The 25,907-nt window shown below is 56.0% G+C and carries 22 protein-coding genes, 2 tRNA genes and 1 pseudogene; 9 read left to right on the forward strand and 16 right to left on the reverse strand.

The window, feature by feature from the left end; all coding sequences use genetic code 11:
* From IE099_RS03995 to IE099_RS04005, 3 genes are all read right to left on the reverse strand, one after another.
* Positions 1 to 545: hypothetical protein (locus tag IE099_RS03995; RefSeq protein WP_189567581.1), on the reverse strand; the 545-nt coding region annotated here is incomplete at its 3' end.
* Positions 546 to 589: 44 nt separating this feature from the next.
* Positions 590 to 660, reverse strand: a tRNA-Gly gene (locus tag IE099_RS04000).
* A gap of 144 nt (positions 661 to 804) precedes the next feature.
* The gene (locus IE099_RS04005) at positions 805 to 1,557 is read right to left on the reverse strand and encodes a Nif3-like dinuclear metal center hexameric protein (RefSeq protein ID WP_189567583.1); all 753 of its coding nucleotides are present in this window, start codon (positions 1,555 to 1,557) and stop codon (positions 805 to 807) included.
* A gap of 103 nt (positions 1,558 to 1,660) precedes the next feature.
* Between IE099_RS04005 and IE099_RS04010 the strand changes: the two genes are divergently transcribed.
* On the forward strand, positions 1,661 to 2,962 hold the full coding sequence (locus tag IE099_RS04010) for a bifunctional UDP-3-O-[3-hydroxymyristoyl] N-acetylglucosamine deacetylase/3-hydroxyacyl-ACP dehydratase (protein WP_189567585.1): 1,302 nt from the start codon (positions 1,661 to 1,663) through the stop codon (positions 2,960 to 2,962).
* Between the two features lie 20 nt (positions 2,963 to 2,982).
* On the opposite strand, the gene IE099_RS04015 is transcribed toward IE099_RS04010, so the two are convergent.
* The 3 genes from IE099_RS04015 to IE099_RS04025 form a co-directional block, all read right to left on the reverse strand.
* Positions 2,983 to 4,509: a hypothetical protein gene (locus tag IE099_RS04015; RefSeq protein WP_189567588.1), complete on the reverse strand. Its 1,527-nt coding sequence runs from the start codon at positions 4,507 to 4,509 to the stop codon at positions 2,983 to 2,985.
* A gap of 82 nt (positions 4,510 to 4,591) precedes the next feature.
* Positions 4,592 to 6,613: a TonB-dependent receptor gene (locus IE099_RS04020; RefSeq protein WP_189567589.1), complete on the reverse strand. Its 2,022-nt coding sequence runs from the start codon at positions 6,611 to 6,613 to the stop codon at positions 4,592 to 4,594.
* A 173-nt stretch (positions 6,614 to 6,786) separates the two neighbouring features.
* Positions 6,787 to 6,862 (reverse strand) — tRNA-Val (locus tag IE099_RS04025).
* A gap of 121 nt (positions 6,863 to 6,983) precedes the next feature.
* Here IE099_RS04025 and tsaB point away from each other — a divergent pair.
* Genes tsaB through IE099_RS04040 form a run of 3 tightly spaced genes read left to right on the forward strand, consistent with a single transcriptional unit; the run spans position 6,984 to position 9,064 of the window.
* Positions 6,984 to 7,655 carry a tRNA (adenosine(37)-N6)-threonylcarbamoyltransferase complex dimerization subunit type 1 TsaB gene (gene tsaB, locus IE099_RS04030; protein WP_189567591.1) on the forward strand — a complete coding sequence of 224 codons (672 nt, stop codon included), beginning with the start codon at positions 6,984 to 6,986 and terminating at the stop codon, positions 7,653 to 7,655.
* Positions 7,652 to 8,068 (forward strand): hypothetical protein, encoded by a 417-nt coding sequence (locus tag IE099_RS04035; protein WP_189567593.1) that lies wholly within the window; start codon positions 7,652 to 7,654, stop codon positions 8,066 to 8,068. Before tsaB ends, IE099_RS04035 begins: the two co-directional genes overlap by 4 nt.
* Before the next feature lie 54 nt (positions 8,069 to 8,122).
* The gene (locus IE099_RS04040) at positions 8,123 to 9,064 is read left to right on the forward strand and encodes an aldo/keto reductase (protein ID WP_189567596.1); all 942 of its coding nucleotides are present in this window, start codon (positions 8,123 to 8,125) and stop codon (positions 9,062 to 9,064) included.
* Between the two features lie 4 nt (positions 9,065 to 9,068).
* Here IE099_RS04040 and IE099_RS04045 read toward each other — a convergent pair whose 3' ends face one another.
* From IE099_RS04045 to IE099_RS04085, 9 genes are all read right to left on the reverse strand, one after another.
* Positions 9,069 to 9,830 (reverse strand): hypothetical protein, encoded by a 762-nt coding sequence (locus tag IE099_RS04045; RefSeq protein WP_189567598.1) that lies wholly within the window; start codon positions 9,828 to 9,830, stop codon positions 9,069 to 9,071.
* A 20-nt stretch (positions 9,831 to 9,850) separates the two neighbouring features.
* Positions 9,851 to 10,594, reverse strand: coding sequence for a hypothetical protein (locus IE099_RS04050; protein WP_189567600.1), 744 nt, complete (start codon positions 10,592 to 10,594; stop codon positions 9,851 to 9,853).
* Positions 10,591 to 11,199: a TPM domain-containing protein gene (locus IE099_RS04055; RefSeq protein ID WP_189567602.1), complete on the reverse strand. Its 609-nt coding sequence runs from the start codon at positions 11,197 to 11,199 to the stop codon at positions 10,591 to 10,593. Before IE099_RS04055 ends, IE099_RS04050 begins: the two co-directional genes overlap by 4 nt.
* A 42-nt stretch (positions 11,200 to 11,241) precedes the next feature.
* Entirely contained in the window at positions 11,242 to 12,531 is a 1,290-nt protein-coding gene (gene hisD / locus IE099_RS04060; RefSeq protein WP_189567604.1) for a histidinol dehydrogenase, read from the reverse strand.
* Position 12,532: 1 nt separating this feature from the next.
* Entirely contained in the window at positions 12,533 to 13,096 is a 564-nt protein-coding gene (locus tag IE099_RS04065; RefSeq protein WP_229809376.1) for a DUF420 domain-containing protein, read from the reverse strand.
* A 6-nt stretch (positions 13,097 to 13,102) separates the two neighbouring features.
* A complete protein-coding gene (locus tag IE099_RS04070; protein WP_189567606.1) occupies positions 13,103 to 13,807 on the reverse strand; it encodes an SCO family protein in 705 nt (234 codons plus the stop codon).
* A complete protein-coding gene (locus IE099_RS04075) occupies positions 13,804 to 14,535 on the reverse strand; it encodes a hypothetical protein (protein ID WP_189567608.1) in 732 nt (243 codons plus the stop codon). Before IE099_RS04075 ends, IE099_RS04070 begins: the two co-directional genes overlap by 4 nt.
* A 63-nt stretch (positions 14,536 to 14,598) precedes the next feature.
* Positions 14,599 to 15,492 (reverse strand): heme o synthase, encoded by an 894-nt coding sequence (gene cyoE, locus IE099_RS04080; protein WP_229809377.1) that lies wholly within the window; start codon positions 15,490 to 15,492, stop codon positions 14,599 to 14,601.
* A 101-nt stretch (positions 15,493 to 15,593) separates the two neighbouring features.
* Positions 15,594 to 18,890 carry a Calx-beta domain-containing protein gene (locus tag IE099_RS04085; protein WP_189567612.1) on the reverse strand — a complete coding sequence of 1,099 codons (3,297 nt, stop codon included), beginning with the start codon at positions 18,888 to 18,890 and terminating at the stop codon, positions 15,594 to 15,596.
* A 317-nt stretch (positions 18,891 to 19,207) separates the two neighbouring features.
* Here IE099_RS04085 and IE099_RS04090 point away from each other — a divergent pair, with 317 nt between their 5' ends.
* The 3 genes from IE099_RS04090 (at position 19,208) to IE099_RS04100 (ending at position 23,769) form a co-directional block, all read left to right on the forward strand.
* Positions 19,208 to 20,674, forward strand: a complete 1,467-nt coding sequence (locus IE099_RS04090; protein WP_189567614.1) for a leucyl aminopeptidase — start codon at positions 19,208 to 19,210, stop codon at positions 20,672 to 20,674.
* Between the two features lie 110 nt (positions 20,675 to 20,784).
* Positions 20,785 to 22,500, forward strand: a complete 1,716-nt coding sequence (locus tag IE099_RS04095; RefSeq protein ID WP_189567615.1) for a hypothetical protein — start codon at positions 20,785 to 20,787, stop codon at positions 22,498 to 22,500.
* A 135-nt stretch (positions 22,501 to 22,635) separates the two neighbouring features.
* Complete coding sequence (locus tag IE099_RS04100) at positions 22,636 to 23,769, forward strand: hypothetical protein (RefSeq protein WP_189567617.1); 1,134 nt, start codon at positions 22,636 to 22,638, stop codon at positions 23,767 to 23,769.
* 112 nt (positions 23,770 to 23,881) lie between these two features.
* On the opposite strand, the gene IE099_RS04105 is transcribed toward IE099_RS04100, so the two are convergent.
* A complete protein-coding gene (locus IE099_RS04105; RefSeq protein WP_229809378.1) occupies positions 23,882 to 24,697 on the reverse strand; it encodes an HAD-IIA family hydrolase in 816 nt (271 codons plus the stop codon).
* A gap of 404 nt (positions 24,698 to 25,101) precedes the next feature.
* On the opposite strand from IE099_RS04105, the gene IE099_RS04110 reads away from it, so the two are divergent.
* Both IE099_RS04110 and IE099_RS04115 read left to right on the forward strand, forming a co-directional pair.
* The gene (locus tag IE099_RS04110; RefSeq protein WP_189567619.1) at positions 25,102 to 25,497 is read left to right on the forward strand and encodes a hypothetical protein; all 396 of its coding nucleotides are present in this window, start codon (positions 25,102 to 25,104) and stop codon (positions 25,495 to 25,497) included.
* A 97-nt stretch (positions 25,498 to 25,594) separates the two neighbouring features.
* Positions 25,595 to 25,765, forward strand: a pseudogene (locus IE099_RS04115) (Rdx family protein); the annotation flags it as partial.
* Between the last annotated feature and the right edge of the window lie 142 nt (positions 25,766 to 25,907).

Here is a 25,907-nt window from a genome sequence, read left to right on the forward strand (position 1 = left end):
TGTGTTTGTGTTGGCGGCTGGAAAGGAGGCAAGATCGGAAGGAACGGATCTCCACCAGGACCACCCTTCGTCAAAGGACCATCAAGGGGGTTGTCAATTCCAGCAGGAAGAGGGCTTCCCTTATCGAGACCACCCTTACTCATTCCACCCTTGGAGCTAACAGCGCTTTCGCCGCTCTGCGGGTCGAAAGAAGCAAGAACCTTCTGAACTTCGTTCACCGAATCAGGAGCAACCGCAACCGCACACTGAGCAACAAGACGCATCTCATCTGGAGCAGCAACAATCGCCACTTCAACGATTTGGCGCACAAGCTCCTTATTTGCTTCGGTAGCGATGATAGCAGCCTTCACCACTTCACATGCGCAACCCGAATTCGCGGAAACTTGCGCTTCCACAACTTCAAGGACCTTCGCTTCGTCTGCTTTTACCGCCTTCTCAACGGTAGCTTGGATTTCTTTGCAGCTCTTTACCGAGTCGGCCGCAACGACCGCTGGAGTGGCGGCCAAAAAGGCGGACACGAGAGCGAATTTCAGTGTTCTTTTCATAATTTGTTCTCCTAGGATGAACTGTTTTAGATTGTGAGGGGGAAAGCGGGTAGAGGGAATCGAACCCTCATGATCAGCTTGGAAGGCTGGAGCTTTACCATTAAGCTATACCCGCGCTTTCGGGGAATGTTTTACTGCCCCCACTAACAGACCGCAAGGCTTTTTTCGACTCGTTGAGCAAGAAAGTGACTGATAGACCCAAATGTCCCTCTCTTCACTCAATCTTCACAGACTCAACAGTTTAAGATTTTTCACGGGTCTACAACCCTGTAGGATGGTCCAGAAAGTCGTATTTTAAGCCAAATTTCTCTGCTAGTTTTTGCCCGATTTCGCGAACTCCGAAGGTCTCGGTGGCATAGTGGCCCGCATGGATGACTGACAACCCCAACTCCTCGGCCAACGGAAAGCTCCAGTGAGGCCCCTCCCCGGTCAGAAAGGTATCAATACCAGAAGCTTTCACCGCTTCGACCTCACTTCCAGCCCCCCCCGTAATCACCCCAAGCCTGCCGACCTGCTCACCGCACCTCACCGATGAAATAATTGGCCCCACCTTTGCTTCGACAGTCGCGATGAGCTCCTCCCAAGTCTTGGTCCACTGCCCACTAATCCCGAGCTCGATACCCTTCCATGGCAGAAACTTCGTATCGACCTCCAAACCAATCTCTTTTGCTACAACAGCATTATTTCCCCATTGAGGATGAACATCCAAAGGAATATGCGAGCTATAAATAGCCAAACCACTATCAAACGCGGCCTTTAGCCGACGATAGTTTCCACCGGTCATCATCCTCACCCCCCGCCAGAACATGCCATGATGGACGACTAGAAGATCAGCTCCGACTGAGATCGCATCTTCGATGACCGTGAGACTGGCATCAACCGCCACGGCCACCTTATCAACTTCTCCACCATTTTCCAATTGCAAGCCGTTGTGGGCTCCCGGGTAGTCTGGAACCTCGTTTGTCCGAAGCTCCTGATCGAGAAATTCAACTATCTCCGCTAATTTCGCCATCCCTTTAGCCAATCCGTTCCGAGCTCCTCCAGCAATCCCCTTGTGCGCCTGTCTCACTTTTGCCTATTCAAAAAGCCTCTCTCTCCCCATTAATCGCCTCCCCATGGCCGACATGCAAAACACTCTCGCCGCGCCCGCTTCGCTGGAAGGCACCTCTCTTCACACTGGCGAAAAAGTCACTCTTACTCTCAAGCCTGCTCCCGAGGACCACGGTTTCGTCTTTTGTCGGGTTGACCTCCCTGACAAGCCGCTCATTCCTGCCAACGTCGACCTTGTCGAAACCGTCGAGCGAGCGACCACTCTCTCCGTTGGCTCCAATCGCGTCCACACCGTCGAACACGTCATCTCCGCCCTCGTGGGCATGGGAATCGACAACGCCCTCATCGAAATGGATGCCAACGAGCCCCCCATCGCGGATGGCTCCTCCGCGCCTTTCGTTGCTCTCATCAAGCAAGCCGGCATTCAGCAGCAAGAAGCTCCGCGCAAAACCTGGCACATCCGCGAGCCTCTTCACCTCGATCTCGGCAACGGCTCTCTCATCACCATCGTGCCGGACAACAAGTTTCGTCTCACCGTTACCAATGTGGGGCGCAACGACCTTCATACCGAGCATTTTTCTGGCGAAGTGACTCCCGAGCTTTACGAAAAGGAGATCGCGCCCGCTCGCACCTTCACGTTCTACGAAGACGTGGCTCCTCTCCTGGAAAAAGGCCTCATCAAAGGCGGCTCACTCGAAAACGCAGTCGTCATCCGCGGCGAGAACGTGATGTCCAAAGAGCCCCGTCGATTTGGCAACGAGTTCGCCCGCCATAAGGCCCTCGACCTCATCGGCGACCTCATGTTAGGCGGAAAGCGGATTCTGGGACACGTCATCGCAGTGGCTCCCGGCCATGGACCCAACACCAAGATGGCGGCTCTCTTGAAGAAAGAGTATGCCAAGATGAAGACCTCGGTTCCCCCAGTCACCATTCCCGAGGGCGAGGCTGTCCTTCACCTTCCTGACATCCTCAAGATTCTTCCCCATCGCTATCCTTTCCTCCTCATTGACCGCGTCATCGACTTCACCGACAAGACCTGCACCGCGATCAAAAATCTCACCTTCAACGAAGACTTTTTCCAAGGCCACTTCCCCGGCCACCCTGTGATGCCCGGTGTGCTTCAACTCGAGGCCATGGCTCAGACTGCCAGCGTGCTCGTTCTGCGCATTCCAGAAAACCAAGGCAAGGTCGGCTACTTCATGTCTGCGGACAAAGTGAAATGGCGCAAGCCCGTCACTCCCGGCGACACCCTCTTCATCGAAGCCGAAATCGTTTCCTTCCGTCGTGGCATTGGCCAAGCGGAATGCCGCTGCCTGCTCAATGGAGAAGTGGCCTCGAGCGCGACAATCAAATTTGCGGTTCAGTAGGCGGGAAAAACCCAGACACTTCAGGGCTGCCAGTCCTCAAAGGTCTCGCCAGCCGAATCCACCCGCACGATTTCCAGCCGGAGAATCCAAGATTCTTCGGCTGTTTTATGCAGTATGAACTCCTGCGGGTGACCCGGCGCGTAAGTGAATCCGGTATTCAATTCTTGCTTCACCCCTTCCTGTTCGTAGGCGGAATAGATTCTCGCATCTACAAATTGCCCCCCTGCTCCGAGGGTTCCTTGCGTTTCCAACTTCCAATCCTTACCGTCACTCTTCCAGCTGGATTCCACCAACTCGCCGGGAGGGCAGGCTTGGCCAATCTCCGCCACTAGATTCCTCTTCCCCTCTCTATTACAGAGCAAGGCCGCATGAAGCCTGATTGACGAAGGCGGATCTCCATCCATCACCATCAGAATCTGATCTACGAGGTCCAGCTGACCTTCATCACGGTGCCGAACGACGACAATCTCGTTCAAACTTCCAAGATAGGCCGCGTCTCCATTGCCAAACTCGAGCCCGGAATCCTCGAAAGCTTGACTGACATCCCTCCATTGCTCGCGAGGAAAATAGGTTCTCAGAGCCTTTGGAACTTTCCGGGGAGTCAATACCGAGTACTTGGGTTCCTTCTCGCCCCCGTCTGAAGCAAAAGGATCCTCTTCATCCAAGGTTATATCGTCAATAAAACCATCATAGACCCTCCACATCACCAGCTGGTGTTCTCCATCTGGCCGCAATCTTTGGAAACCCCAGCGAAACGGAGACTTTTCAAGAACCCCAATTGTCAGCTCTTTTCCCAAATGCCACTCGCTCAAGGACGGACCACCAACCAGGCGCGCAGTGGGAGTGATTTTTGCCACCCAAGTCTTTCCTTCCCCTAGCCCACCCCATTCGAAGAACTGCTCTTTCCCCAAAGGCAGACTCAATGCGATTACTTGAGTGAAGGACTTGGCATCTCCCTCAACCTCAAGACGCAAACGGACGTCTACCGCAGACAAATCGCCCCACAATACCTGCTGACAATCCACGTGGACAGCACAGCCACCCCCGGAAGCGAAAGATTGCTCACTCGTTTCCCCGCTCCGACACCTTATCTGCTCTTCAAACAAGAGTTTCTTCCCGGCGCCCTGCCAATACTTGGACCAATCCACCCAGTGCGAACGAGAGTCCGCCACTTCAAAGAGAGCAAACTCGAGAATCATGTTCTTCGGATGATCCCACGGAAAATGCCGAAGCTCGAGAGCACCCAAGGCATGCTCCTCAGCCTTGGCAACGAGGTAACCCGTGGTCTCGTTGTAGACCAACCATTCGGCCGAAATCCCTTCCGCCTCATAGTGCGCTTTCAGGTCCCACAGGACATCGCCCTCATCGAAAAACCGACTCTCCCCAACGGAAACTTCGGGGGCGTGCCGCGTCATCGGTTCTTCTCCATATTCCGGCCGAATCTCCTCAAAGAATCGCACCTTCCCCAACCAAAAGGCCTCAATGGAAAGCTTCTTCTCCCCCGGTCCCGTGAGAATCAGGGCCATCCAGATCAAAACTATTCTCATTTCGAAACCTTGCTGTTTTCTTTGGCCGGGAGGCAAGCGAGCATCCTTGGATGCTCGCTATTTTGACCTTCGCCAACGCAACCTACCAGCGATAGGTCACATTAGCGCGAATCTGACGAGGTTCCGCAGGGTGATAGTGGATTCCCTCCACTGGGGCAGCCTCACCTGGTAACTGGCTTTCGTAGAAATACTCAATGTCCCGATCCTCGCGATCGAGAATATTGAGGACGTCGAGCGAAACTTCGAGATTCTCCCAGCGATACCCTACCCGGCAATTCACTTGAATACTCTCGCGGGACTTGGTCTTCGAACTCTCCCCCAAGAGTGGACGACGGGAGAAATAGCGCCCGCGCAGTGAGCCGAACCACCCGTAGTCTCCACCGATCGTTACCCCCGCACTAGCCATATGGGGGACCGAGTTATCAATGGCAGAAAACTCACCTGGACCCACATCCGCCTGGGCATAACTCCACGCATACTCGGCATCGAAGGTGAAACACTCGTGAGGTCGCCAATAGATAGAAGCCTCCACCCCGTATCGTTCACTTGCGGGCCCCGCCTCGGTGGTTCCCTCATCTCCAACGTAGACAAATTCACTGTCACTATCCAACCACCAAAGCCCGATACTCGCGCTTACCCCCTCGATGGCACGAGTGCGCATTCCCACTTCAGCTCCCCGGGTCCGCACCAGAGCATCGACCGGATCAATCGCGGCCGTAACCCCTCTGGCATCATTGCTATGAAAACCCATTCCGGCATTCAGGTAGAACTCGGTCTCATTCCAAGGTCCGAGCACCAATCCCGCCTTGGGGCTGAAGATGGCATCCCAATCGTGCGAAGTATCGGCCGGATTATCTCCGCTCTCGACATCAAAGTGAAAGAAGTCCCCTCGCGCTCCCAAGATAACCCGCGCCCAATCAGTGAGACGAGTTTCATTCTCAAAGTAGATTCCATAACTTCCCTGATAGACATCATCCACATTGGTAACGCCATTGCGAACACGCGCATTGGTGGTATAGAGCCCAATATCATCAATCCAATCATGCTGGGTTTGAAAGCCCAAGGTCGAGCGGCTCTCGAGCGAACCCAAGCCATGGCTCCAATCGGCTGCAATGTTGAGCCCTGCAAAGATCCGCTCTTCTTCTTGCTCAAATTGATCGCCGTTCACCGGATCGGTGAAGTAGGTAAAGTTTGAAAACAGATCCAAAGCATAGTGTCCGACCCATGCCTCGGTGCGGAAGACCCAGTCGCCTTCGGTCCGCTTGGATTTGAAGGACAAGCTGTGCCGCTCGGTATCACCACCAGTCGTATCGTCGATGGCTCCGTACTCATCGAGTAGTCCCGACTCCACCGCACGGAGAGGAATCTGGTCACTGGAATTCCATTCGCCGGTATGAAACAGAGCCGTCAAACTGAGAAAGTTATCCTCGTCTCCCGTATACCATTTGATGAGGCCGTTGTATCGATTGTAGTCATTTCCCCGCAACCATGGACCATCCTCGTGAGTGAACTCTCCTCCGAAGGTGAAAAAACCGCCGCCCGCTTCCCAGCTATTGCCAAGCAGCGCGCGATAATAGTCATTCTCTCCATAGGAGAAACTGGCAATTCCCTGCTCCAAGTACGGAATCAAAGTATAGTCGGCCCCACCTGCAGTCGATAGGTCACCGTATTCGGCAAAGAATGGTCCTTTGAAGTAATCCAAACGCTCAACGAACTCCGGCACGATGAAATTCAGATCGGCATAACCTTGCCCGTGGGCGTGGGTCCGGTAGTTGCCGGGCATGCCATCGACCCCGATGTGAAAGTCCGTTCCGTGATCGAGATTATACCCTCGCACGAAATACTGGTTGGCCTTACCACCCCCCGCATGTTGCGTGATAATTACTCCCGGCACGACCTCTAACAACTCTCCTCGTCTTAGGAACGGACGCTGACTGAGCTCTTCGTTATTTGCCTGCCCTTGGGTGGAAGTGGTCACTTCACCAATCACGTCTTGGGCCTTTCCCGTGACGATGGTTTCTTCGAGGGCGCTCACCCCCATAACAGCATCTTGGCCTTCGGCTACCCCTGCAGCCACCAGAAAAATTGTCGTCAGCTTTTTCATGAAACTATGAAGGGAAGAACGTAGGAAATCCTTCTTTAGATTCAACCAACATATAAAAAAATTGGAGAAGGAAAGAGTTACAATCATGCAACAAGGCCTTCTCAAAAAAGACAACTTCCCTGTATCAATTCCCCGCAAAGAAAACCCCACAAGAAACAATGAGTGGGAGCGGATGGTGGAGGCTGACGGGCTTGAACCGCCGACCTACTGGGTGTAAACCAGTTGCTCTACCAACTGAGCTAAGCCTCCGTTTATAACCTTCCGGTCTCGGAAACCCTCTGGGGCCTCGCGAGGCGGGGAAAATGCCGAAGTCTGCGCCGAGTTTCAAGCTCTTCTTTTCTTTCTTGTCACACTCTTTTATTCCTCGCCCATGAATGACGCCCCAATCCTTGCCATTGAGACCAGTGTGGAGACCGGTTCGGTGGCCTTGTGGACAGGAGGAGAAGTGGTGCGGGAGCGCTCTTTTCCCGCTGGACGCAAGCCGTCGGCCTCGCTCTGGGACCCCTTGGAGGAGGTGATGGCCGAGGTGCAAGCTCTCTCGGCCGTGGTGGTGGGAATTGGCCCGGGCAGTTACAATGGCTCAAGGGTGGGAATCGCGGCAGCGCAAGGCATCGCACTGGTTCATCAGTGCTCGGTCGCCCCCATCTGCTCCTTTGAAGGCGTGCCGATGGAGACCGCCCGGGCTCTCGCTATCGGAGATGCCCGACGGGGAAGCTTTTCACGACAAAGACTACAGACTGGCCGGGTTGAGGGCGACTTCGCCCTCGGCAACCTCGAGGAACTCGCCGACGCCATCGCGGACAGCCGCAATCGGGGAGAGGAAGTCTTTTCCTTTGATCGGGCGGAACGCTTCCCGCTCGCAGAAGAGTTGCAAGCGCTCATTCAAAATCGTCAGTCCGAGGCGGGACGGCTCGCAGCAGCTTTTGCCAAACGGAGCCCAGCGGAAAGGGACACTCTCCTCGCCACTCTCGCTGAACCCTTCTATCTCCGCGATCCCCACATCACGATTGGAAAGCGCAAATCCCTTTTGGACCGAGCATGAGAATCTTCGAAATCGGGCTGCAAGGAGGAGCCAGCCGCTTCATCCGTTGGAGTGTTTCGCCCTTCCTCATTCTCGTCATGCTCTTCTTTGCCTACATTGGGTTTACCTCCGGAATCCCGCTGAGCAACACGGCCCTACTCCTTATTCTCCCGCTGGAGTTTGTTCTCTTGTCAGCCCTACTAGCACTTTGGGGAGTGCCCCTTGCCGGTCGGGTGGTCACCTCCGCCGCATTTTTAGCAACTGCCTTTCTACTCTTTAAAGAAGTGGTTGAGCCCGCGCAATCGGGCGAAAGTTGGAGCGACAAACTCTTAAGCATCTTGTCAGCCCTCGCCGCCTTCGTCACCCTCGGGCTTCCTTGTGCCTTCTACACCTTGCGGGGCCGGTTTCCCTGGCGTCAGCCCTTGAGCGATTGAAGTCCCGATTTCGCTATTTGCGGAAGGGGTCGCGCATGGCAGGCTCGCCAGCAGATGACGTTGAGAACCTTGGGAAAAACGGGGCTGAAAGTATCGCCCTTGTGTGTCGGGACCTGGCAGTTGGCTGGTCCGGTCAACTTTGACGGCAAGGCCGACGGACATCCTGATCCAGGAAAGGAAAATGCCATCCGCTTGATCCGGGAGCTGGGTGAACGGGGGCTAAACTTCATCGATAGCGCCGAGCAATATGGTGACGGCGAAGCCGAACGGCGTACGGGTCTGGCCTTGGAAGGGCAGCGCGACCAGTGGATCATCTCGACCAAATTCGGCTACCGGGTGGGACCAGGGGTGACGCGAATCGATGACTCCAGCCCTCCCACCATCTTGCCGAGCTTGGAAGGCTCCCTGAAACGGCTCAAAACGGACTGCATCGACATCTACCTCTATCATTGTGCTCCCGATCCAGCTGACTTGGAGGAGGCACGGGGTCTTCTGGAAGCCGCTCGCGACGCCGGAAAGATCCGCTTCTTCGGAATTTCCACCGGGAGCTTGGAGATGGCCGAGGCCTTGCACGAAGAAGGCCTTCTCGATGTCGTTCAGTTCCCCAGCAGCCTCCTCAATCCTGCCTCCGACCTCACCCGATTCTGCGGTCAGCATGACATCGGCACCCAGGTGCGGGGCGTTTTGGCTCAGGGGCGACTGAGCGGAAAATACTTCTCCCAACAGCCCGCATGGGACCCCAACGACAACCGGAGTCAACACCTTGCAGGCCATGACCTGTTCCGCTACGCCGTACTCGCTGACAAATTGCCAGAGAATTACAGCATGTCCCAAGCCGCCATCCGATGGGTTCTCGATCAACCGGAACACGATAGCATCTGCCTCGGCGCCAAGAATTTGGCTGACTACGAAACTGCGATTGCCGCCTTGGAGCTTCCCTCTCTCGGAGCCGATTTTTTCGACCAGCTGGAAGAAAGCGCCGCCAAACTGGCCTAGACAACTACTTTTCAGGAATCTCGTGTTGGACGAGGATTTCCTCAATGAGGGCGATGCGCTTGTTGCTACTCGCCTCCGCGTCACTCTCGATGATGAGGTAATAAGCTTTGCGCTCCTTCACAAAACCCAGATTGTCCACAAACCAAAGGTCGCGTTGCAGATGCAGGGGACCGGTCTTTCCTGAAATCTTCACCCGGTGCGCAGTCTGGCTTTGCCCCATGACCTGAAGCTGCTCCTTCCCGAAATATTGGAACTGTCGCGAGAACATGGGCGAGCCCGAGGGGTTATTCGGATCAGGAACTTCGCGGCTCCATACTGATCCCGGAGGCTCTTGGGCGGGCACTAATACGGTCGGCTCGATGACCATGCGTTCGCCTCCCGCCTTTTGCCACGCTCGGGCGAGAATCCCCTCTTCATTGAAAATGCTAAACTCGCGCTCCTCCACCCGACCATCTTTGGAAATTTCGAAGCAGTGCGCCTTCTCATCACTGTCCGCAGTCACAGGCATCAAGCCCAGATAACGCCGGGTCTTTTGAAAAGTAGAAGCGCTCCCCTCCGGCCCCGTATCAATCAGACCTGCTGGAAAGCGCGCCGACGGATCGAGCTTCACCTCCGCCTTATAGGTCCAAGTCTCTCCCTCCGCGGGAGAGAACCGCACTTGGGCCACGCCCATCTTTGCAGCACCTTCTTTCTCCCCGGACTTCTCACGACAGGCGGAATTCAGGAAGAGAGTCAGGAACAATGCCGTGGCAACTAAAGTCTTCATTGGGGGGAAATCGGCGGGGGCTAGTGCGTTCGGCTATACTTGACCAAGACAGAACCTCCTCCGCTGCTCGGAGCAGCAAGACGACGTCGCGACGAAGTCACGGGGAACTCCATGGGCTTGAACTTGCGGAGATGCTTTTTCCAAAGAACAAAACCCAGAACGGCCAGCCCCACCAGAATCACCGCAAGAACGGTCCCAAGGGCAACGAGATTCTCTTTTCTCTTCTTTTCAGCAAGATAGGCGACCTCAAGCTTCTTGACCTCCTCTTCGTGCCGCTGCTTGGCCCGCACGTAGAGAAAACCGAAATTATCCGAGAGGTTGTTGACGATCGCTTCCAGGCGACTTTGCGGAGTGGTCACCAAGAGCGCCGTGTTCCGGGCCCCTCTCACATTCACATCCTGCAAAGCCTTCGGCAGTCTCCCCATGATCGTGCCACCTACCAGACAGTCCGGCTCCCCCTTCGCTCCCACCTGATAGACCACACTCCAGTATTCGCCATCGGACCAGCTTTCGCCCGCTTGCTTGGCCAAGACCCGGGCGCCTTGGGAAGGCTCTTGCTCAAAGATGATCACGAACAACTCGAACTGCCGATGCGACTTTTCGTAGGCAATTCGATTCTTGATGAGGGTGGTATACTCTTGGTTCAAGGCTCCTCCCGGATCGTAGATTCCACCCGAGGGAGGACTTTTTAGGTCCAATGCCATGAGCGAACCGGATAGGACCGCCAACAACATGAGCACAAAGCTCATCGGTAGACCTCTCATCGCTTCACCTCCTTCTGCATCGCCAATGCTCGCTCGGAAAGAACATCGAAAGTGCGGTTCAGAAAGGTCTCAATCCCTTGACCGTATTTTTGCCGATAGAACAGGTCACGGGAATCCTGACAAATTCTGGTCCACTCGCTATCTGTAACGACGACCTCCATCCCATAGCCCACCGTGACCGAGATCATCCTCTCTTTGGGGTCGACTAGAAGAAGAATCCCAAAGGACTTGGCGGAATCCCCTTCCTTCACCTGACTGGCATTGAAGAGCCAGAAACCGAATTCGCGCAGATTCACCTCCTCGCCAAGTGGAACCACACAATTGTAGAACCGAACTTGCGGAAAGCGCTTCTGGAGCTTCAGCACCTTCTTCGTGACCGCCGACTTTTCTTCCTCCGACAAGTAGTTGTTTGGGTCCAGAACCGGTCCCAACGGAGGAGCGGGAAACGGAAATTTCTGCACTGCAATTTGACCCGAGAATTTGCACTTGGGACAAGCCTCAACGGACTCGTCCAAAGTATAGAGACAAGAGGGGCACATCATGGCCCCACGCGCGAACCTCTTCGCGGCATAGACCTTCTTGCGCTCTTCTTTCGCCTTCTTCACGGAAATGATAGTGCGCGAGGAGAGCCTCAGGGAAAACCTTCTTTAGTCCCCACTGACACGGATTCGCACCGATTGCCCGTGCGCATCCAAGCCCTCAACCCGAGCGAACTCCTCAACAGCCTCCACCGAACGGGCCACGGAATCAGCATCCATGCGCACCACACTGATCCTCCTTTGGAACTGGTCCGCCCGCAAGCCCGAGAAACTCTTTCCACTCCCTCCGGTAGGCAAGGTGTGGCTTGGTCCTGCCAAGAAGTCACCCACGGCAACCGGGGAAAGCGATCCAACGTAGATGGCGGAAGCAGTCAAAATGCGGGGAAGCCAACTCTCTTCATCCTCCACCACTAGAGAAAGGTGCTCGGGCGAAAAGGCATTCACAACCTGCACCCCCACCGACAAGTCCGGCACCACAATCGCAAAGGCCCCGTCCGCGAGGACCTGCCGGAGGTAATCACCACGGCTAAGGGATTGCGCCTGCTTGTCAATCTCCAGCAAAACCGCCTCAAGCAAATTCCGAGAAGGAGTAACCAGGCCGACCACACTATCGGGTCCGTGCTCCGCCTGACCTAACAAATCAGCGGCCACAAAATCAGCTCGAGCCGAATCGTCGGCCAAAACCATAATCTCACTCGGCCCCGGCAGCAGGTCGATGGAAATTGCTCCGATGAGCTGCCGCTTGGCTTCCACCACATAGCTATTGCCCGGGCCCACCAATTTCTGAACCGGAGCGATGGACTCCGTGCCCAAGGCCAAAGCAGCAACCCCTTGGGCACCACCCACCTTGAGGACCTCCGTCACCCCCGCCGCCTTCAAAGCATAGAGCAAAGCCGCGTTAACCGTTCCGTCGGGACCACAGGGAGTCGCCGCCACGATTTCCCTTACGCCCGCGGCTTTCGCGAATCCGGCCGTCATCAGCGCGGTCGAAACCAGAGGAGCTTTTCCCCCGGGGACATAGCAACCCACCCGTTCGAAAGGAACAAACCGTTCCCCGACCTGCACGCCCTGTTCATTGTGGTCCGACCAATCCTGCCGTTGGCTCTTTTTTGCGAAAAAAGTAATATTACGCAGACTAGCCGCAATCGCCTCCTTGGTGCGCTCTTCCGTAGCGGCTTCCGCCGCAGCCCATTCCTCTGCAGTAACCAACAGCCCCCCGCTGAGATCCGCGCCATCGAACTTCTGCGTCAATTCAATCAGGGCGGCATCCCCTTGGGACCGCACTTGCTCAATGATGCCGGCCACCACCTCGCGCACGCGGGCGGAGGGAACCGCACGGCGGTCCAGGCTTTGCAAAAAGTCTTGGGAACTCGCCTCGGAATAATCAACAAACTTCATTTCACGCGTAATAGGGTTTCAACATCAGATAGACAATCGGGCCAGTGACCGCGACGTAGAGCCAAATCGGATAAATGCGACGGGATAGCCGCTTGTGCTTCCCAAACTGATTGGTCGCCGCAAACACCAGCGTCATCAGGATGAAAGGAAAGCTCACTGCTGCCAGAACGACGTGAGTAACCAGGATCACATAGTAGACCGTCTTGATCCAGCCCTCTCCACCGAAAGTCGTCTCCCCGGTAGTAATATGATAGGCCACATAGCAGAGCAAAAAGGCCACCGAGAACAGCACCGCCACACTCATCAGGATGCGGTGCAAAGTGATTCGTCCCTTCAAAACCGCGACCAATCCACCCACCAACAGAAGGGCCACTCCAGTATTCAACCCCGCATTAACTGCTGGTAAAAAAGTCAGGTCCACTCCCTCGGGTAAAGGCAGCTTAATCCGGCGCATCGCCACCACCAATCCCAGCACCACCACGCTGAGAACCCACACCACCTTCATCATCTTCCGGGCCAACTCGTCATTCGACGCCTTGCCCAGATATCGCATCCGTTCGCTCATCTTTCCTTATTCCGCCAGCGCTTTGTCAATTGCGCTCGTCAATTGCTGTTCAAAGTGTTCGTAGAGTTCCGGGCTCTGTTCACGGGCCCAGAGAAGATCCTTCTTTTCCCTCATTACCAAACCTTTTCCAAAAACCGCCACCCCCATGTCGTGGGCAAACCGGCCCTCGCGGGCGATGTCGTCCTCGTTGGTCCGCTCGCGCACCGACAGGAACTTCATCTCCTCCTCCATGTAGTGATGCAAGGTCTCACGGTCGCCGGTGAGGAACCACCAGTTGGAAATGTCAGCTCCCAGATTGACCGCATATTCCTGCAAGCGCTCCACGTCATCCGTCTCGGGATCAACCGATACACAGACCATCTGGAAATCAGGATTATCCTGATACTTCTTATACAAGTCCACCAAGTGATCCCCGTTGCGAGCCGCGCAATTGGGGCATTCCGCAAAAAACTGAGTGGCGACCCAGACCTTGTCCTTGAGTTGCGAGATGCTCACCTCTTCACCCGCCTGGTTGGTCGCAGTCAGGTCCTTTTCCAAGCGAGCCATTTCGACCTTTTCCGCTCGTCCCACATCGATTGCCAGGCGCTTCTCAATCGCGGACTTTTCGCGATTCTCCTGTGCAACCCGCAACCAGGTGAAGGTGCCAATCAAAGCCACTGCGAGTACCGCGGTCCCCGCATACATCAGGATAATCTTCGTTTTATCGGTCATTTCGAATCGGTAGGGTCACCTTCCTCCAGAAGGTGATTGATTGTGCGGAGGAACCAGTCCTCGCGATAGCCTTTCTCCGCCTCGGGCATGCCGCGCTTCTCAGCCTCGGCTGCCGCTCTGGCAAAATCAAACATTTCACCACGGATATGGATCCGCGGATTCTTCCCCTCGGGGCGGTCACGCTTCAGCACGGCCACCGAGGAATCATAGATCAACTTGCCATCCTTAACATGCGGGATGGTTCCAAACCGCAATCCGGACTTGAGATACTTTTCGAGCACTTTGGCCTTGGCCGCCACTTTCCAGACCCCTTCTTCGCTTTCCAAGGTCGCCATTTTGGCTTGGTCTTCTTCCCGATTGGGATCCATATCCACAAAGAACACCACCTGCTTGACGCCTTCCTCGGGAAGAAGAGCCAGGGCTTTCTCGCGCTCCTCGTGACTGTCGCGTTCTTCAAAGGAAGTCTGATAATAGAGCCAGACATCTTCCTCGATTTCCGAAGTGTTGACCACAGTCCCGTCAGACAACTGGAACTTCATGTGCCCCTTCAACTCGGAGACAAAGGCCGGCCGGAAGTCCTCCTGCTGCTTCTTTGCCGTCGCAATGTAAGAGGCCGTCACCGCCACCGCCCCAATCAGAATGAGACCTACCAGAATAAAGGCGGTCTTTCGTAATTGGGCGGGATCGACATCTGCTGGCTCCAGGCCCTCGGCGGCTCTCAACTTCACGTGCGGGGAAGCTAACGCCTTTTCCCGCAGAGGCAAGCAGACTTGGGCAAAGTTAATACTCCTTTAGACTCGCCAGAAAATCAGCAACGCCACCAACACCAGAGGCAGGTAAAGCAAGGTTGCCAAGAAGAACTTGCGAAAATGGACCCGCTCGCCGCTGCGCAAAAATCTCTGCCCGGTCGCCACCAGCATTGCTGCTAACAGCAGTCCTAGAATCACGAAGGGCCAGCTCGCCAGACCAAGGGGAATAACAGCCGCTGAAAGCACGCCCAATCCGACCGAAAATGCGACCGCCAGCCCCACGCTACGCTTCCCGCTGACATCACCGTTCGACCACATTTTGTAGCCCGCCAGCTCATACTCCTCCCGACACAACCAATTGATGGCCACAAAGTGAGGAAGCTGCCAGAGAAAGAGAAGCGCGAACAAATACCACCCCCCGGCTTCATCCAAGCCGCCTCCCCCAGCAGTCCAACCAATCAAAGGAGGAAGCGCTCCCGGAATGGCCCCGACCAGGGTATTCGTCGAACTCCACTTCTTCATGGGAGTGTAGATGAAGACGTAAACAACAATAGTGGCAGCCGCAATCCATCCCGGAGTCGAGCCCACCATACTCCAGAGGTGCACGATTCCGAAAGCGCAGAGCCCCCAGCCAATGACAAAGGCCGGAACGATCCCCATCCTCCTCGAGGGCAAAGGACGATTGGCCGTCCTCTTCATCAGAGCATCGCTATCGACCTCCGAGAGCTGATTGAAAACCGCCGATCCAAAGGCACAAGCAGTCGTCCCGATAATGAGATGAAGCAAGGTCCAGAACTCCCATCCCCCTCCCCGACAAGCAATCGCATAGCCAAAGAAGGTCGTGATGATCACGAACAAATTCAGACGCGCCTTCACCAGCGTCTTCAAGTCCTCGCCCAGAGTCGGGACCGCGACTTCCAATTCTTCCTCTGACACCGTTTCGCTCAAGGCCCCCAAACTGCCGCAAGACTGCAAAATGAAAATCGAAAAAAGAGAAAAGGTCGCAAAGTCGTATCAACCGACCCGGCCGCACTCAATCAAGCTCCGTCACCATCGTCATCCTCCACCTCAATCCGAACCCGCGCGAAACAGCGGCTGGTATCCGACTGCGTGCAGCCAATGATGACCGTCACCTCTTCCCAAAAGGTCGCAATCTGCCTCACTTCATCGGGTTCTGCCGGAGTGAAGTTCAAAGAATCCGAGCTGACTTCGGTGATGTAGGTGACCTTGGGCGCGGAATCCGTCCGGCGAATATACTGGTACTTGATGGTCGTCACCCCCGTGACAGGATCGGTTTCTGTCCTGAGAACCGGAAGCCCATACGGCTCGTTGTTGAAGGGCAACAATTGACCCGGCACATAGTCGGGAGTTGCCGCAACTGTCGGGTCCAGATTGAAGGCATACTCCAAAAACAGGCCAACCCCATCACCATCCCCGTCGGAGGCAATCATGCGCTCGGCAGTCGGGAGACCATAGCTGTCCCCGAAGTCATCCAGGACGGAATCATCATTGACGATCACCAGGGGCACAGTGTCACTGGCCAACAACAGCCCGATCGGATTGGAGAGAGCGAGGGAGAAGTTTTCGTCCGGCTCGATGACCGCGTCATCAATCATAGTCAACACGATGAACTGCTCGGTCTCGCCGGCTGCGAATTCCACCAAACCATTGGACCAGGGAAGGTAGTCTTGAATAGGGAAAGCATCACCCGCCACCGTGTCGAACTGAAACGAGACCTCACTCGTCGCCGCTTCCGAGAGGGTAAAGGTGATGGGCAGCCCAATCAGGCCCTCATTGGTGGGCGATACCGTTGCGGTCAAAACCGGAAGCCCCGCTCCGAAGGTGGAAAGAGACACTTCCTGAATCGACTTTTCAATCAAACCATCCCGCCCATGGGCCATGAAGCTGTAGCCTCCTCCCACAAAGTCAAAAACAGCAAAATTCCCCGTCACCGCGGCGGCTCCATCATACGAGTAGCTCCAATCCGCCCCCCCATTGCCGTCCGGGATCAGCGTCAAAGTCAGAGTATGAGCCCCACCGGTTCCGCTCTGGAAAGGACTCTCCAGAGTCAGAGTCGAAGCGCTGCTACCAGCCACACTCCGCATCAGCCCTTGATTGGGGCCACCACTTGTTCCCGCAGCAATACTAAATCCGATCCCGTCCGCATTGAGCGAGCTATTCAAAAACGGATTGTTCACACCGGGCACGTAGTCCCTCACAAGCCCGAAGGAGAACTGGTTGTTATTGCCCGCAGCGAGGCTCTCAATTGAATAAGTGACCTCCAGGGTAAAACCACTAGTCACGTCGAAGTCATTCAAAGTGTAAACCGATGCCCGATTGTTGGCTCCCTCTCCGGAGTAAGTCATCTGACCACTCGCCTCGCTCCACGCGTCTCCGGTGGTTCCAATATTGACCAAGCCGTTGGCCGCATCCGGGTTCAATCCCAACACGAGATCGTTGAAAGTATCGCGATACAGCTCCAGCACCCCCACGGTTGGAACAGCTTCAAAGACACTCGCGGGCAGACCTGCTCCGTTCACCAGATTTGCCGCAGTAGGATCCTGTTCCCAGGCGTAGCGCACCGCTACTGGTGCGGAGACCGAGGCAGCCGAGACCACCACTTTTTCCCCACTCAAACTCGCGGCAGCATTTTCCCAAGACCCATCAGCTCGCTTCAGCTGGAAGCCGCCCGGGGCCAGTCCATCGCGAGTCGTCAGTCCCACACTGTAGTCGAACTCCACGATGACCGAAGATCCCTGCCGGGTCGCCCCCCGATAGAGAGGCCCCGAAGGCACAATCGCGGCTTGCCCGTATTCATTGTGCAAGGGCCAGCGGACCAACCGATCGGCGAAGTCCGACTTGTTGGCCGGATGAATATCACTGACATCTCCAATATCATTGGTCACCGCCATTCCGCTCCGCGGCAGGAGGTCCAGAGAACGTCGCTGCGCATCCTGCACATCCACCCACAAGGGCAAATTGCCATCCACGTAATTGGGAAGCTGCACATAATAGAAGGGCAATTGCTCTCCCCAGCGCTCGCGCCAATCTTCCGCCAGCGCGGTCAACAGCGGCGCGTAGTCACTGGTATTGAACGCGAAGGAGTTTCCCTCCCCTTGATACCAAAGGATACCGCGCATCCCATACCCCACCATCGGAGCCACCATCCCATTGAATAGCTGCCCTCCAATATAAGCGCCGAACCGTGGGTCATCCGCGTCAAAAACAGGCTCGGGACCGACAGGATTCGCCACCCAAGCCGCATGCTCCGCCTCAAAGGCAGCCAGCTCATCAGCATAGACCCCGTAGAAATAGTCCCGCGCCGCCAAAACGCTGAGCCCTTCTTCAAAGGTTCCCAACTTCTCTTCGGAAATAAACCCATCGATCGGCTGCCCGCCCCACGCACATTCCAGAATCGCCACCGGCACCCCCAACTCGGCGCGCAACCGCTTGCCGAAGTAGTAAGCAAGGGCGGAAAAATCTGCCGTCGAGCCCGGAGTCGCCGCAAACCAGCTCCCGCCCACAAGCACCTGCGGCTCGGGTCGGGCCTGCTCGGTCGGGACGAAGATTCGCAACAAGGGATCGTTCGCACTGGCGATCTCATTGTTATTTTCTGCGGTGGGCAAAAAATTCAGCGGAAAGTCCATGTTCGACTGCCCCGCCCCCATCCAGACTTCGCCCACCACCACATCGGCGATGGTCCGGGTCGTGGTCCCCGGGCTGGAAATCACAAGCGGACTCCCCGTCGAAGTGGCCGCCAAATTATTGAATGTCACCTCGAAACGCCCGCTCCCATCCGTCGTCGCCGACTGGCTTTGACCTGCAAAGGAAACCGTCACCGCGCTACTGGGCAAGGCAAAGCCCCACACTTTCGCACCCTTGTCGCGCTGCAGCACCATTCCGTCGGAAAAGAATGCAGGCAAGGCGATCTCGACATCTTCGCTGGTAATCGTGTGGGTAGTGGTCGGCGTCCCCAGGGTGACTCCTGTCGGGCCAGACATGACCAGTTGAAAGCTCTCGTCGATCTCGGGTAAAACGTCATCCACCAACTCAACCGTCACCAGCGCCGAGCTCGCACCGGCGGCAAATTCTATCGTCGAAGAGCTCAGGGGCTCAAAGTCCTGGGACGAAGCAGTCACAGGCACCAATTCCACGGTCAAACTCTCTCCTCCGGTTGCCGGCGTCGACAAGACGAGTTGAATTTGCGCGGAGCCTGCGGCTTCGCTGGTTGTGGTCGGGCTGACACTCACAACAGGAGCTGCTTGTCCGTAAAGAGACAGGACAGTTCCGAGGAGACTTTGGGTGAAAAAAATCTGGGGGAATAATTTTTTCATCGGCAGCGCACCTTTTGAGATTTTTTAAAAAAATCCAAGAGTAATTGAGGATTATTAACAATCAGCAACTTCCCTCATTTAGGAACCCCGACCAAACCTTGATTTCATAAGGAAAAAGGAGAGAGTCTGTTGCTAAATCTCTTTTAGTTAAGAATACTTAATATTGCGCCACCCCTTCTTAAAATTCAGAAATTTGAGAATCACCCACCAACTCGTTCACGGCAAACTAGCACGAAATTCGCCATCCCATCAAAACAAGCGCCCATCACGAGAGAATAGAAGTGCCAGTTCTTCGCAAATACGCTTTGATTCCACCCATGAAAGTCAGCTTTGTGTCCGCCCAAACTTCACCCTCCGGTCTCACCGTGCTTCCCGTCTTCGACAAGAAGAAGTTCGCCGGAAACTTTCCAGAGAAGACCCGCAAGGAAATCGCCGCGACCCTCACCGCCTCCAAGCTGGACTACAAGCCAAGCTCATACCTTGTTCTCCACGGCCTGCCCGATAGGAAAAACAGCCCCCTCGTTCTCTGGTATGTCGGCTCGAAAAAGGACTTTAACCCCGAAACCTTCTCAGCCGAAGTGATGGCCACCTTCCGCACCCAAGCCGAGAAAACCCTCACCTTCCAACTCGATGGCTTGGACCTTTCTCCTGAAGCTTGTGCCAGCGCTGCGGTTGGAGCCCAACTCGCGGGCTATCGCTTTGACAAGCATCGCTTCAAGCCCGCTCCGCACACCGCCACGACCATCACCCACCTGCGAATCGCCGGCGACAATCGCTCGGCCACCCGCTCCGCCTATCAACGGTTCGCAGGCCCCGTGTGCGAGGGCCAACTCCTCGCCCGCGACCTCGTCAATGAGCCTGCAAACGTTTTGTTTCCCAAAGCCTACGCAAAGAGAATCAAGGCGCTAAAGGAGGTGGGACTGGAGGTCGAAGTCCTGGGAGAGAAAGAAATGAAGGCCCTCAAGATGAACGCCCTTCTGGGAGTCGGACAAGGCTCTCCGCGGGAATCTCAATTGGTCATCATGAAGTGGATGGGGGGCAAAAAATCAGAGGCCCCTCTCTGCCTCGTCGGCAAAGGCATCACCTTCGACACCGGCGGCATCTCCCTGAAACCCGTCAGTGGCATGTGGGATATGAAGGGGGACATGGGTGGTTCCGCCGCCGTGGTCGGGACCATGCAGGCCCTCGCCCAGCGCGGTGCCAAGGCCAACGTCATCGGCTTGGTCGCCTTGGCTGAAAACATGCCCGACGGCAGGGCACAAAACCCCGGCGATGTGATCACCTCCATGTCGGGACAAACCATTGAGCTACAGAGCACCGACGCCGAGGGACGACTCGTCCTGGCCGACGCGCTTTGGTACGCCAAGGAACGCTTCCAACCACGCGCCATGGTTGACCTCGCCACTCTAACAGGTGCAGTACTCGTGGCTCTCGGGCACGAGCACGCGGGCCTCTTCACCAACAGCGATCAGCTCGCCGACGAGTTCATGCAATCCGGCCTGACCGCGGATGAAAAAACCTGGCGCCTCCCGCTGGGACCCGCCTACGACAAGCTTCTCAATTCCGAGACCGCTGACATGAAGAATTCCTGCGGACGCGAAGCCGGCTCAATCACTGCGGCTCAATTCCTCCAGCGCTTCGTGGACGAGACCCCCTGGGTCCACCTGGACATCGCGGGAACTTCCAGCAAGAACTCCCGCTCCGATCCACGCGAACCATCCTTCGCCATCGGCTTTGGCGTCCGCTTGCTCAACCAATGGATCGCCGACCACTACGAAGGCTGAGTCCGACCGGATTTCGTGCCCGGAAACTTGGCGGAAAAGTGACGAATTTGTCACGAATCATTCTCTCGTTCCCTCCCGGCGTCGATTAGGTTGAGGGACCACCTTCCTACGTGAACCTCTTCCTCCTCGACGCAATCGGCCCGTTCTTTCGAGCGCTCGACCAGCCCCGCATCAACTGGTCCAAGATCCCATTCGCCCATCTCCCCCTCGACGGGCCGGAGGGTGCTTCCTTTTGGGACCAATTGGAAAAGGACTTCCGCAGGTTGGCAACTCAAGCGAAAGAACTGGGCTACAATGCCCTCACCCTCGATGACCTCGCCCACCTCACGCCCCACCCCTGGCACGGCGAGGCCATGAACCAAAAGCTCGAGTTCTTCGCGAAAAAATTTGAGCGCCTCTTCGCGATTCTAACAGAGCTCGAACTGCAGGCTTGGGTCACCGCCGACGTCATCACCCTTTCGCCCGAAGCAGAAAAGCGAGTGGGCAATGACTTCGAGGCGCGCACCGCCTTTTTCTACGATCTTTACAACCGCTTCTGCGATCGTCACCCCAGCGTGCAAGGTCTCATCCTGCGCATTGGCGAGTCGGATGGCCTGGACGTGGAGGACGAGTTGCGCTCCAACCTGCACGTGCGATCCGCCAAGGAGGTGAACCTCTTTCTGCGCGGACTCCTCCCTCATGCCGAATCCCGGGGCAAGGAAATCATCTTGCGCACTTGGACGGTCGGGGCCCACCGCATCGGCGATCTCATCTGGCACCGCGGACGACTCTCCGAAGCGCTGGCAGGCATCGAGTCCGACCACTTCATCCTTTCCATGAAGCCGGCCGAGTCCGACTTCTTCCGCCATCTGCCGCTCAACAAGGCCTTCTTCGGTTACCCCGGTCCAAAGATCCTCGAACTGCAGGCCCGCCGCGAATACGAGGGAGCGGGCGAGTTCCCTTCTTGGATCGGTCCCGACTGTGAACAAATGCGCGACGAGCTCGCCTCCGCCACCAACATGCGAGGCGTCTCGGTCTGGTGTCAGACCGGCGGATGGCACCGCTTCACGCGCCTGACTTTCTTGGACGAGAACGCCCTCTGGGCCGAGGTGAACACCCGCGCCGCCATCGATATCTTTCGCCGCCAGCTCTCGGCCAACCAGTCGATTGCCAAGCTGGTGGGTCCGGAAAAAGGACCCGCCGCCACCGAGCTGTTAGAACACACCCGGCACATCGTGGAGACCCTCTACTACATCCCGGAATTCGCCCGCCAGAAACTGTTCTTTCGCCGGGTGCGCATTCCTCCCCTTCTGCACATCTACTGGGACTCGCTTTATATCCACTCTCCCATTCGCAAAATTCTGCGCCACTTCGTGAAAGACCACGAGGCCGCCCTGCAGGAATCCGCCGGGGCGATGCAACGCTTTCCCCGCGTGCTGGAACTGGGCGAAGAAGTGGGCTGGCCCGTCGATGACCTTCGTTTCATGCGCGACACCTGCGCCCTCATCCACTTGGCCCGCACCTACTACTTCTCGAGCTACAACGAAGAACTCGTTGCCGAAATCAAAGCCGCCAAGCGCGCTTACAAGGCCGCTTGGCCAGCGAAGGGCCGGGCCCGCTACCGCATCAAGACCGACTTCTCCCCCTCACCGCTGAAGGGCCGCACCCTCATGCTGATGTCCAAGCTCCTGCTACGCCGTCAGCGAGGTTATCGCCGCGTGATGGACCACTTCTTCACCCTCAATCTCCTCTCCTTTCTCTATCGCCTCTTCCGCAACCGTTCGCAGGAAGCCCTTCCGGAGACGATGAGGAACTCGGCGATGGGACTGGATTCGGTCTTCAAATAGGTTCACGAAGATTTTCGAGGAGAGCGCTTCAAAGCACCCAACCGGCAGAACCTTGCCCCAGTCGTTCAGGTTCGGAAAAAGCGCCTCCTTTTGAAACCTTGAAAACTCCTCCCCCTGCGCCATCGTGGCGATCACATGAGCAAGCCAAGTTATGATGGGCCGGTATCAATTTGGTGCAAAGGCTTGTTCCTCGACCGTGACTACTTTCGGCGCCAGCTTGCTTCCGGACTTGAAGACGAGACCCTGGAAGAAGCCTTGTTGGCAATTCAGCTCAGTCGCTACTACCCGCCCAGCCCGGCCAACGAGGCGAACTACGAAACCTTCTGCGAAAACCTTGAGGCACTCTCCGCAGAGTTTTCCAATTTGGAGGATTACGCCAAGCGCGCCCGCGAGCTTCTCGCCCAGAACCATCATCCCGCAGCGTCCCCACAAACCCTGGTCGACTACTGCTTCACCATGCAGGAGAAAGGTCCTCCGCTACTGAAAGTCTATCAGAACACTCCCTTTCAACTTCTGAGAAACGAGCAACTCTCGAAAAAGGATGAAAAGAAAATCTATCAGCGAGCAATCGATACCGAGACTTGTTCGAATTGGTTCGCGATGACTCGTAAGCTCGACAGCCTCTTCGATGACCAGGAAATCCGGGAAGCACTCGCCGGGATCACAGAGCCCGGGATCCGAAAGGGCTTGTTGCTCAGTCTCATCAACCGCGGGCTGGTGGCGGACGTGCTCAAGATTGCGGCGGAGGCCAATGAGCCGGAGCAGAAGACCATTTTCTGGGGATTGGCGAGATCCACCGCCCAATCGGGTCAAAAGGTGTGTGAGAAAGAACGTCGGTTCTGGCTCATGATGTTAGACCGGGATCCCCTCCATGTTTTTGCGGGCGGCGCCCCACGGGTAACGAAAGACGCGGCCGCATTCACCTTCCTCCTCGCGCCTCTGAAGAATTACTTTTACCGGGAGATTTCCCAGCACTCGGAGGAGTTCCTACTGGATAAAGAACCCGCCTTGTCTCTCAACCTCTTGCGGATGTTGCTCGCGCTTGAGCAGGGGTTCAATGAAGACTTGTGGTTCAAGGCAGCCCGCCATCGCGGCTACCGCATCATCGAGATCGACTACAAGAACGGCTTCAAATACGGCGACCGCACCGCCAAGAACTTTCCTGTTAGTGAATTCGCGGTCTCCCTTTTGAAAGCAAACAACATGGAGCCCCCAAATGACGTTCCTCCCTCAGTGCCAGAGCCCTACCGCGATCCAAGGGACCGCTAGCACGGTCCAAAAAAGAAACCCCGCACTTTAGCTCCCTTTTCCCGTCCCGTCTTGTCCACTCCACGGGGTTGAGCTTCCCTCTTCCCCTCGCGAGCAGCGCGCGGGAATGGCACTAGGCGACCAGCTTCTCTTCTGCGCGGGTACCAGTGAGCCACTCCAACGGAATTTCGGACAAGCGTTCGGAGATGAGGTCGGGTTGATAGGCATAGCGGGAGACCTCGTCACGGCGGGTATGGCCGCTCATCACCAGCACGGTGCGATATCCCATCTGCACCCCCCCGAGAATATCAGTATACATGGTGTCGCCCACCATCACGGTTTCAGCCGTGCGCAGTCCAAGCTCCTTCCGGGCCATCCGCATCATGACGGGGCTGGGCTTTCCAACACTGAAGGCTTCGATTCCGGTCGCCTTCTCAATCATGGCGACAATCGCTCCGCAACCCGGCCGAATCCCCGACTCGGTCGGACAGGAAAAGTCCATATTGGTCGCGACCAGCTTGGCGCCCTTGGCAACCATCCTCACCGCAGCCTCTACCATCTCGTAGTTGACGTTCCGGCCCTCACCCACCACCACGTAGTCCGGATCGTCATCCACGACTGAAATTCCGTTCACGTGCAAGGCACTGGCGAGACCATTCTCCCCAATTACAAAGGCTGTGGCCTCGGGCTTCTCTTGGGCGAGAAAGCGTGCCGTGGCAATGGCGCAGGTAAAGATCTGATCCGGAGTAGAAGGAATTCCCAGCCGGCTCAGCTTCTTCACAATGTCCCGACGGGTTCGTTGACTATTGTTGGTGAGAAAAAGGTAGGGCACTCCCATCCGACGCATGGTTTCCAAGAAGGATGCAGTCCCCTCGATCAGCTCCTTGCCGCGATAAATGACTCCGTCCATGTCTAAGAGAAGTCCGACCCGATTTGGTGTTTCGTACATGACATCGATTTAGCGAATGCCGTGCCAAATTTGACGATTTTCCGCAGTATTCAGTCGTTTTTGTCTATTTTCTTGTAACTCGTTCACTATGAGCAGGGGACTGCTACAGGAATTTCCTCTTCCCTTCGTTGCCGGGCTCCAAGACTGCAGACCTCTGAGACTCAATGTAGTTACAAAGAAAGAAAAAGCCTCTCCGCTTCCAACCGCCAAATTCGCCTGACAGGAGATTCTGCGGGGCATTTTCCCGGGCAGTCGACTGCAGCTTCACGCACAGATCTCGTACGAAATCCAAGAATTGAAACACTCCTACCCATTGGCGCAAGGTCCCCCTCAGTCCGTAAGCCCCATGTCTCCGGGGGCTTGGCGAGCTTGCCGGATTCCGAAAGATTCGATTAGATTCTCCCATGGTCAGCATTCTCCCTCTCCTTATTTATCTCATCATTCCCGTAGTGATGTTGATCGCTGGCATTCTCGCCCATCGGGGAAAGGCGTTCTGGGCGACGTGGATGATGCTGATTGGAAGTATTCTCGTCGTCATTGGTCTCGCTGGAATGATTGCTTCCATGGCGATAATTTACAGCAATCTCGGGAGCACCGCGCCGATGGCTAGAGGAACTGGCTCCTCGATGAGAATTGTCCTCATGGCAATCGCAGGGCTCGGTTCCCTATTCGGGAGCCTGGCCTATGCGGCAGGTTTGATTGGACTCTGCGCCCGCTGGGGTGCAACCGCCCGTCGGGCTGCAGAACTCGAGGAGCTGACCCAGTCTCTCATCACCGAACGAAGCCAGAATCAAAACTGACTTCGCGCGCAAAAATCTTTGGCAAAATCCAGGATGCACGGCATCTTTGCGAACCATGATCGAGATCGAATATTGCGCTAAGTGAAACTACCTCCCAGAAGCCGACCGGGTGTCGGCTGAAATCAAGACCGTGTCGAACGAGGAAATCACCCTCATTCCCGGCCAAGGTGGTATTTTTGAAATTCGGAAAGACGGCGAACTCCTCTTCAAGAAACTCCGCTCCGGAGGTTTCCCGCTGGAAGGCGAAGCTGCAACCCTGTTCCAATGAGCCTCCGCTCCCGAGGTGCTCTGGCCCTTGCCTGACCAACAGAGCTTCGAGGTATCTCCTTATCCAGAGCTCTTCACCTCGAAGAGCTTTTTTCAATTCGGGAGACCAGCCTCAACGGTGATCACTCCGAAGTCCAAGGGGT

Origin of the sequence: Roseibacillus persicicus, from assembly GCF_014651675.1 — a bacterium.
Lineage (GTDB): Bacteria > Verrucomicrobiota > Verrucomicrobiia > Verrucomicrobiales > Akkermansiaceae > Roseibacillus > Roseibacillus persicicus.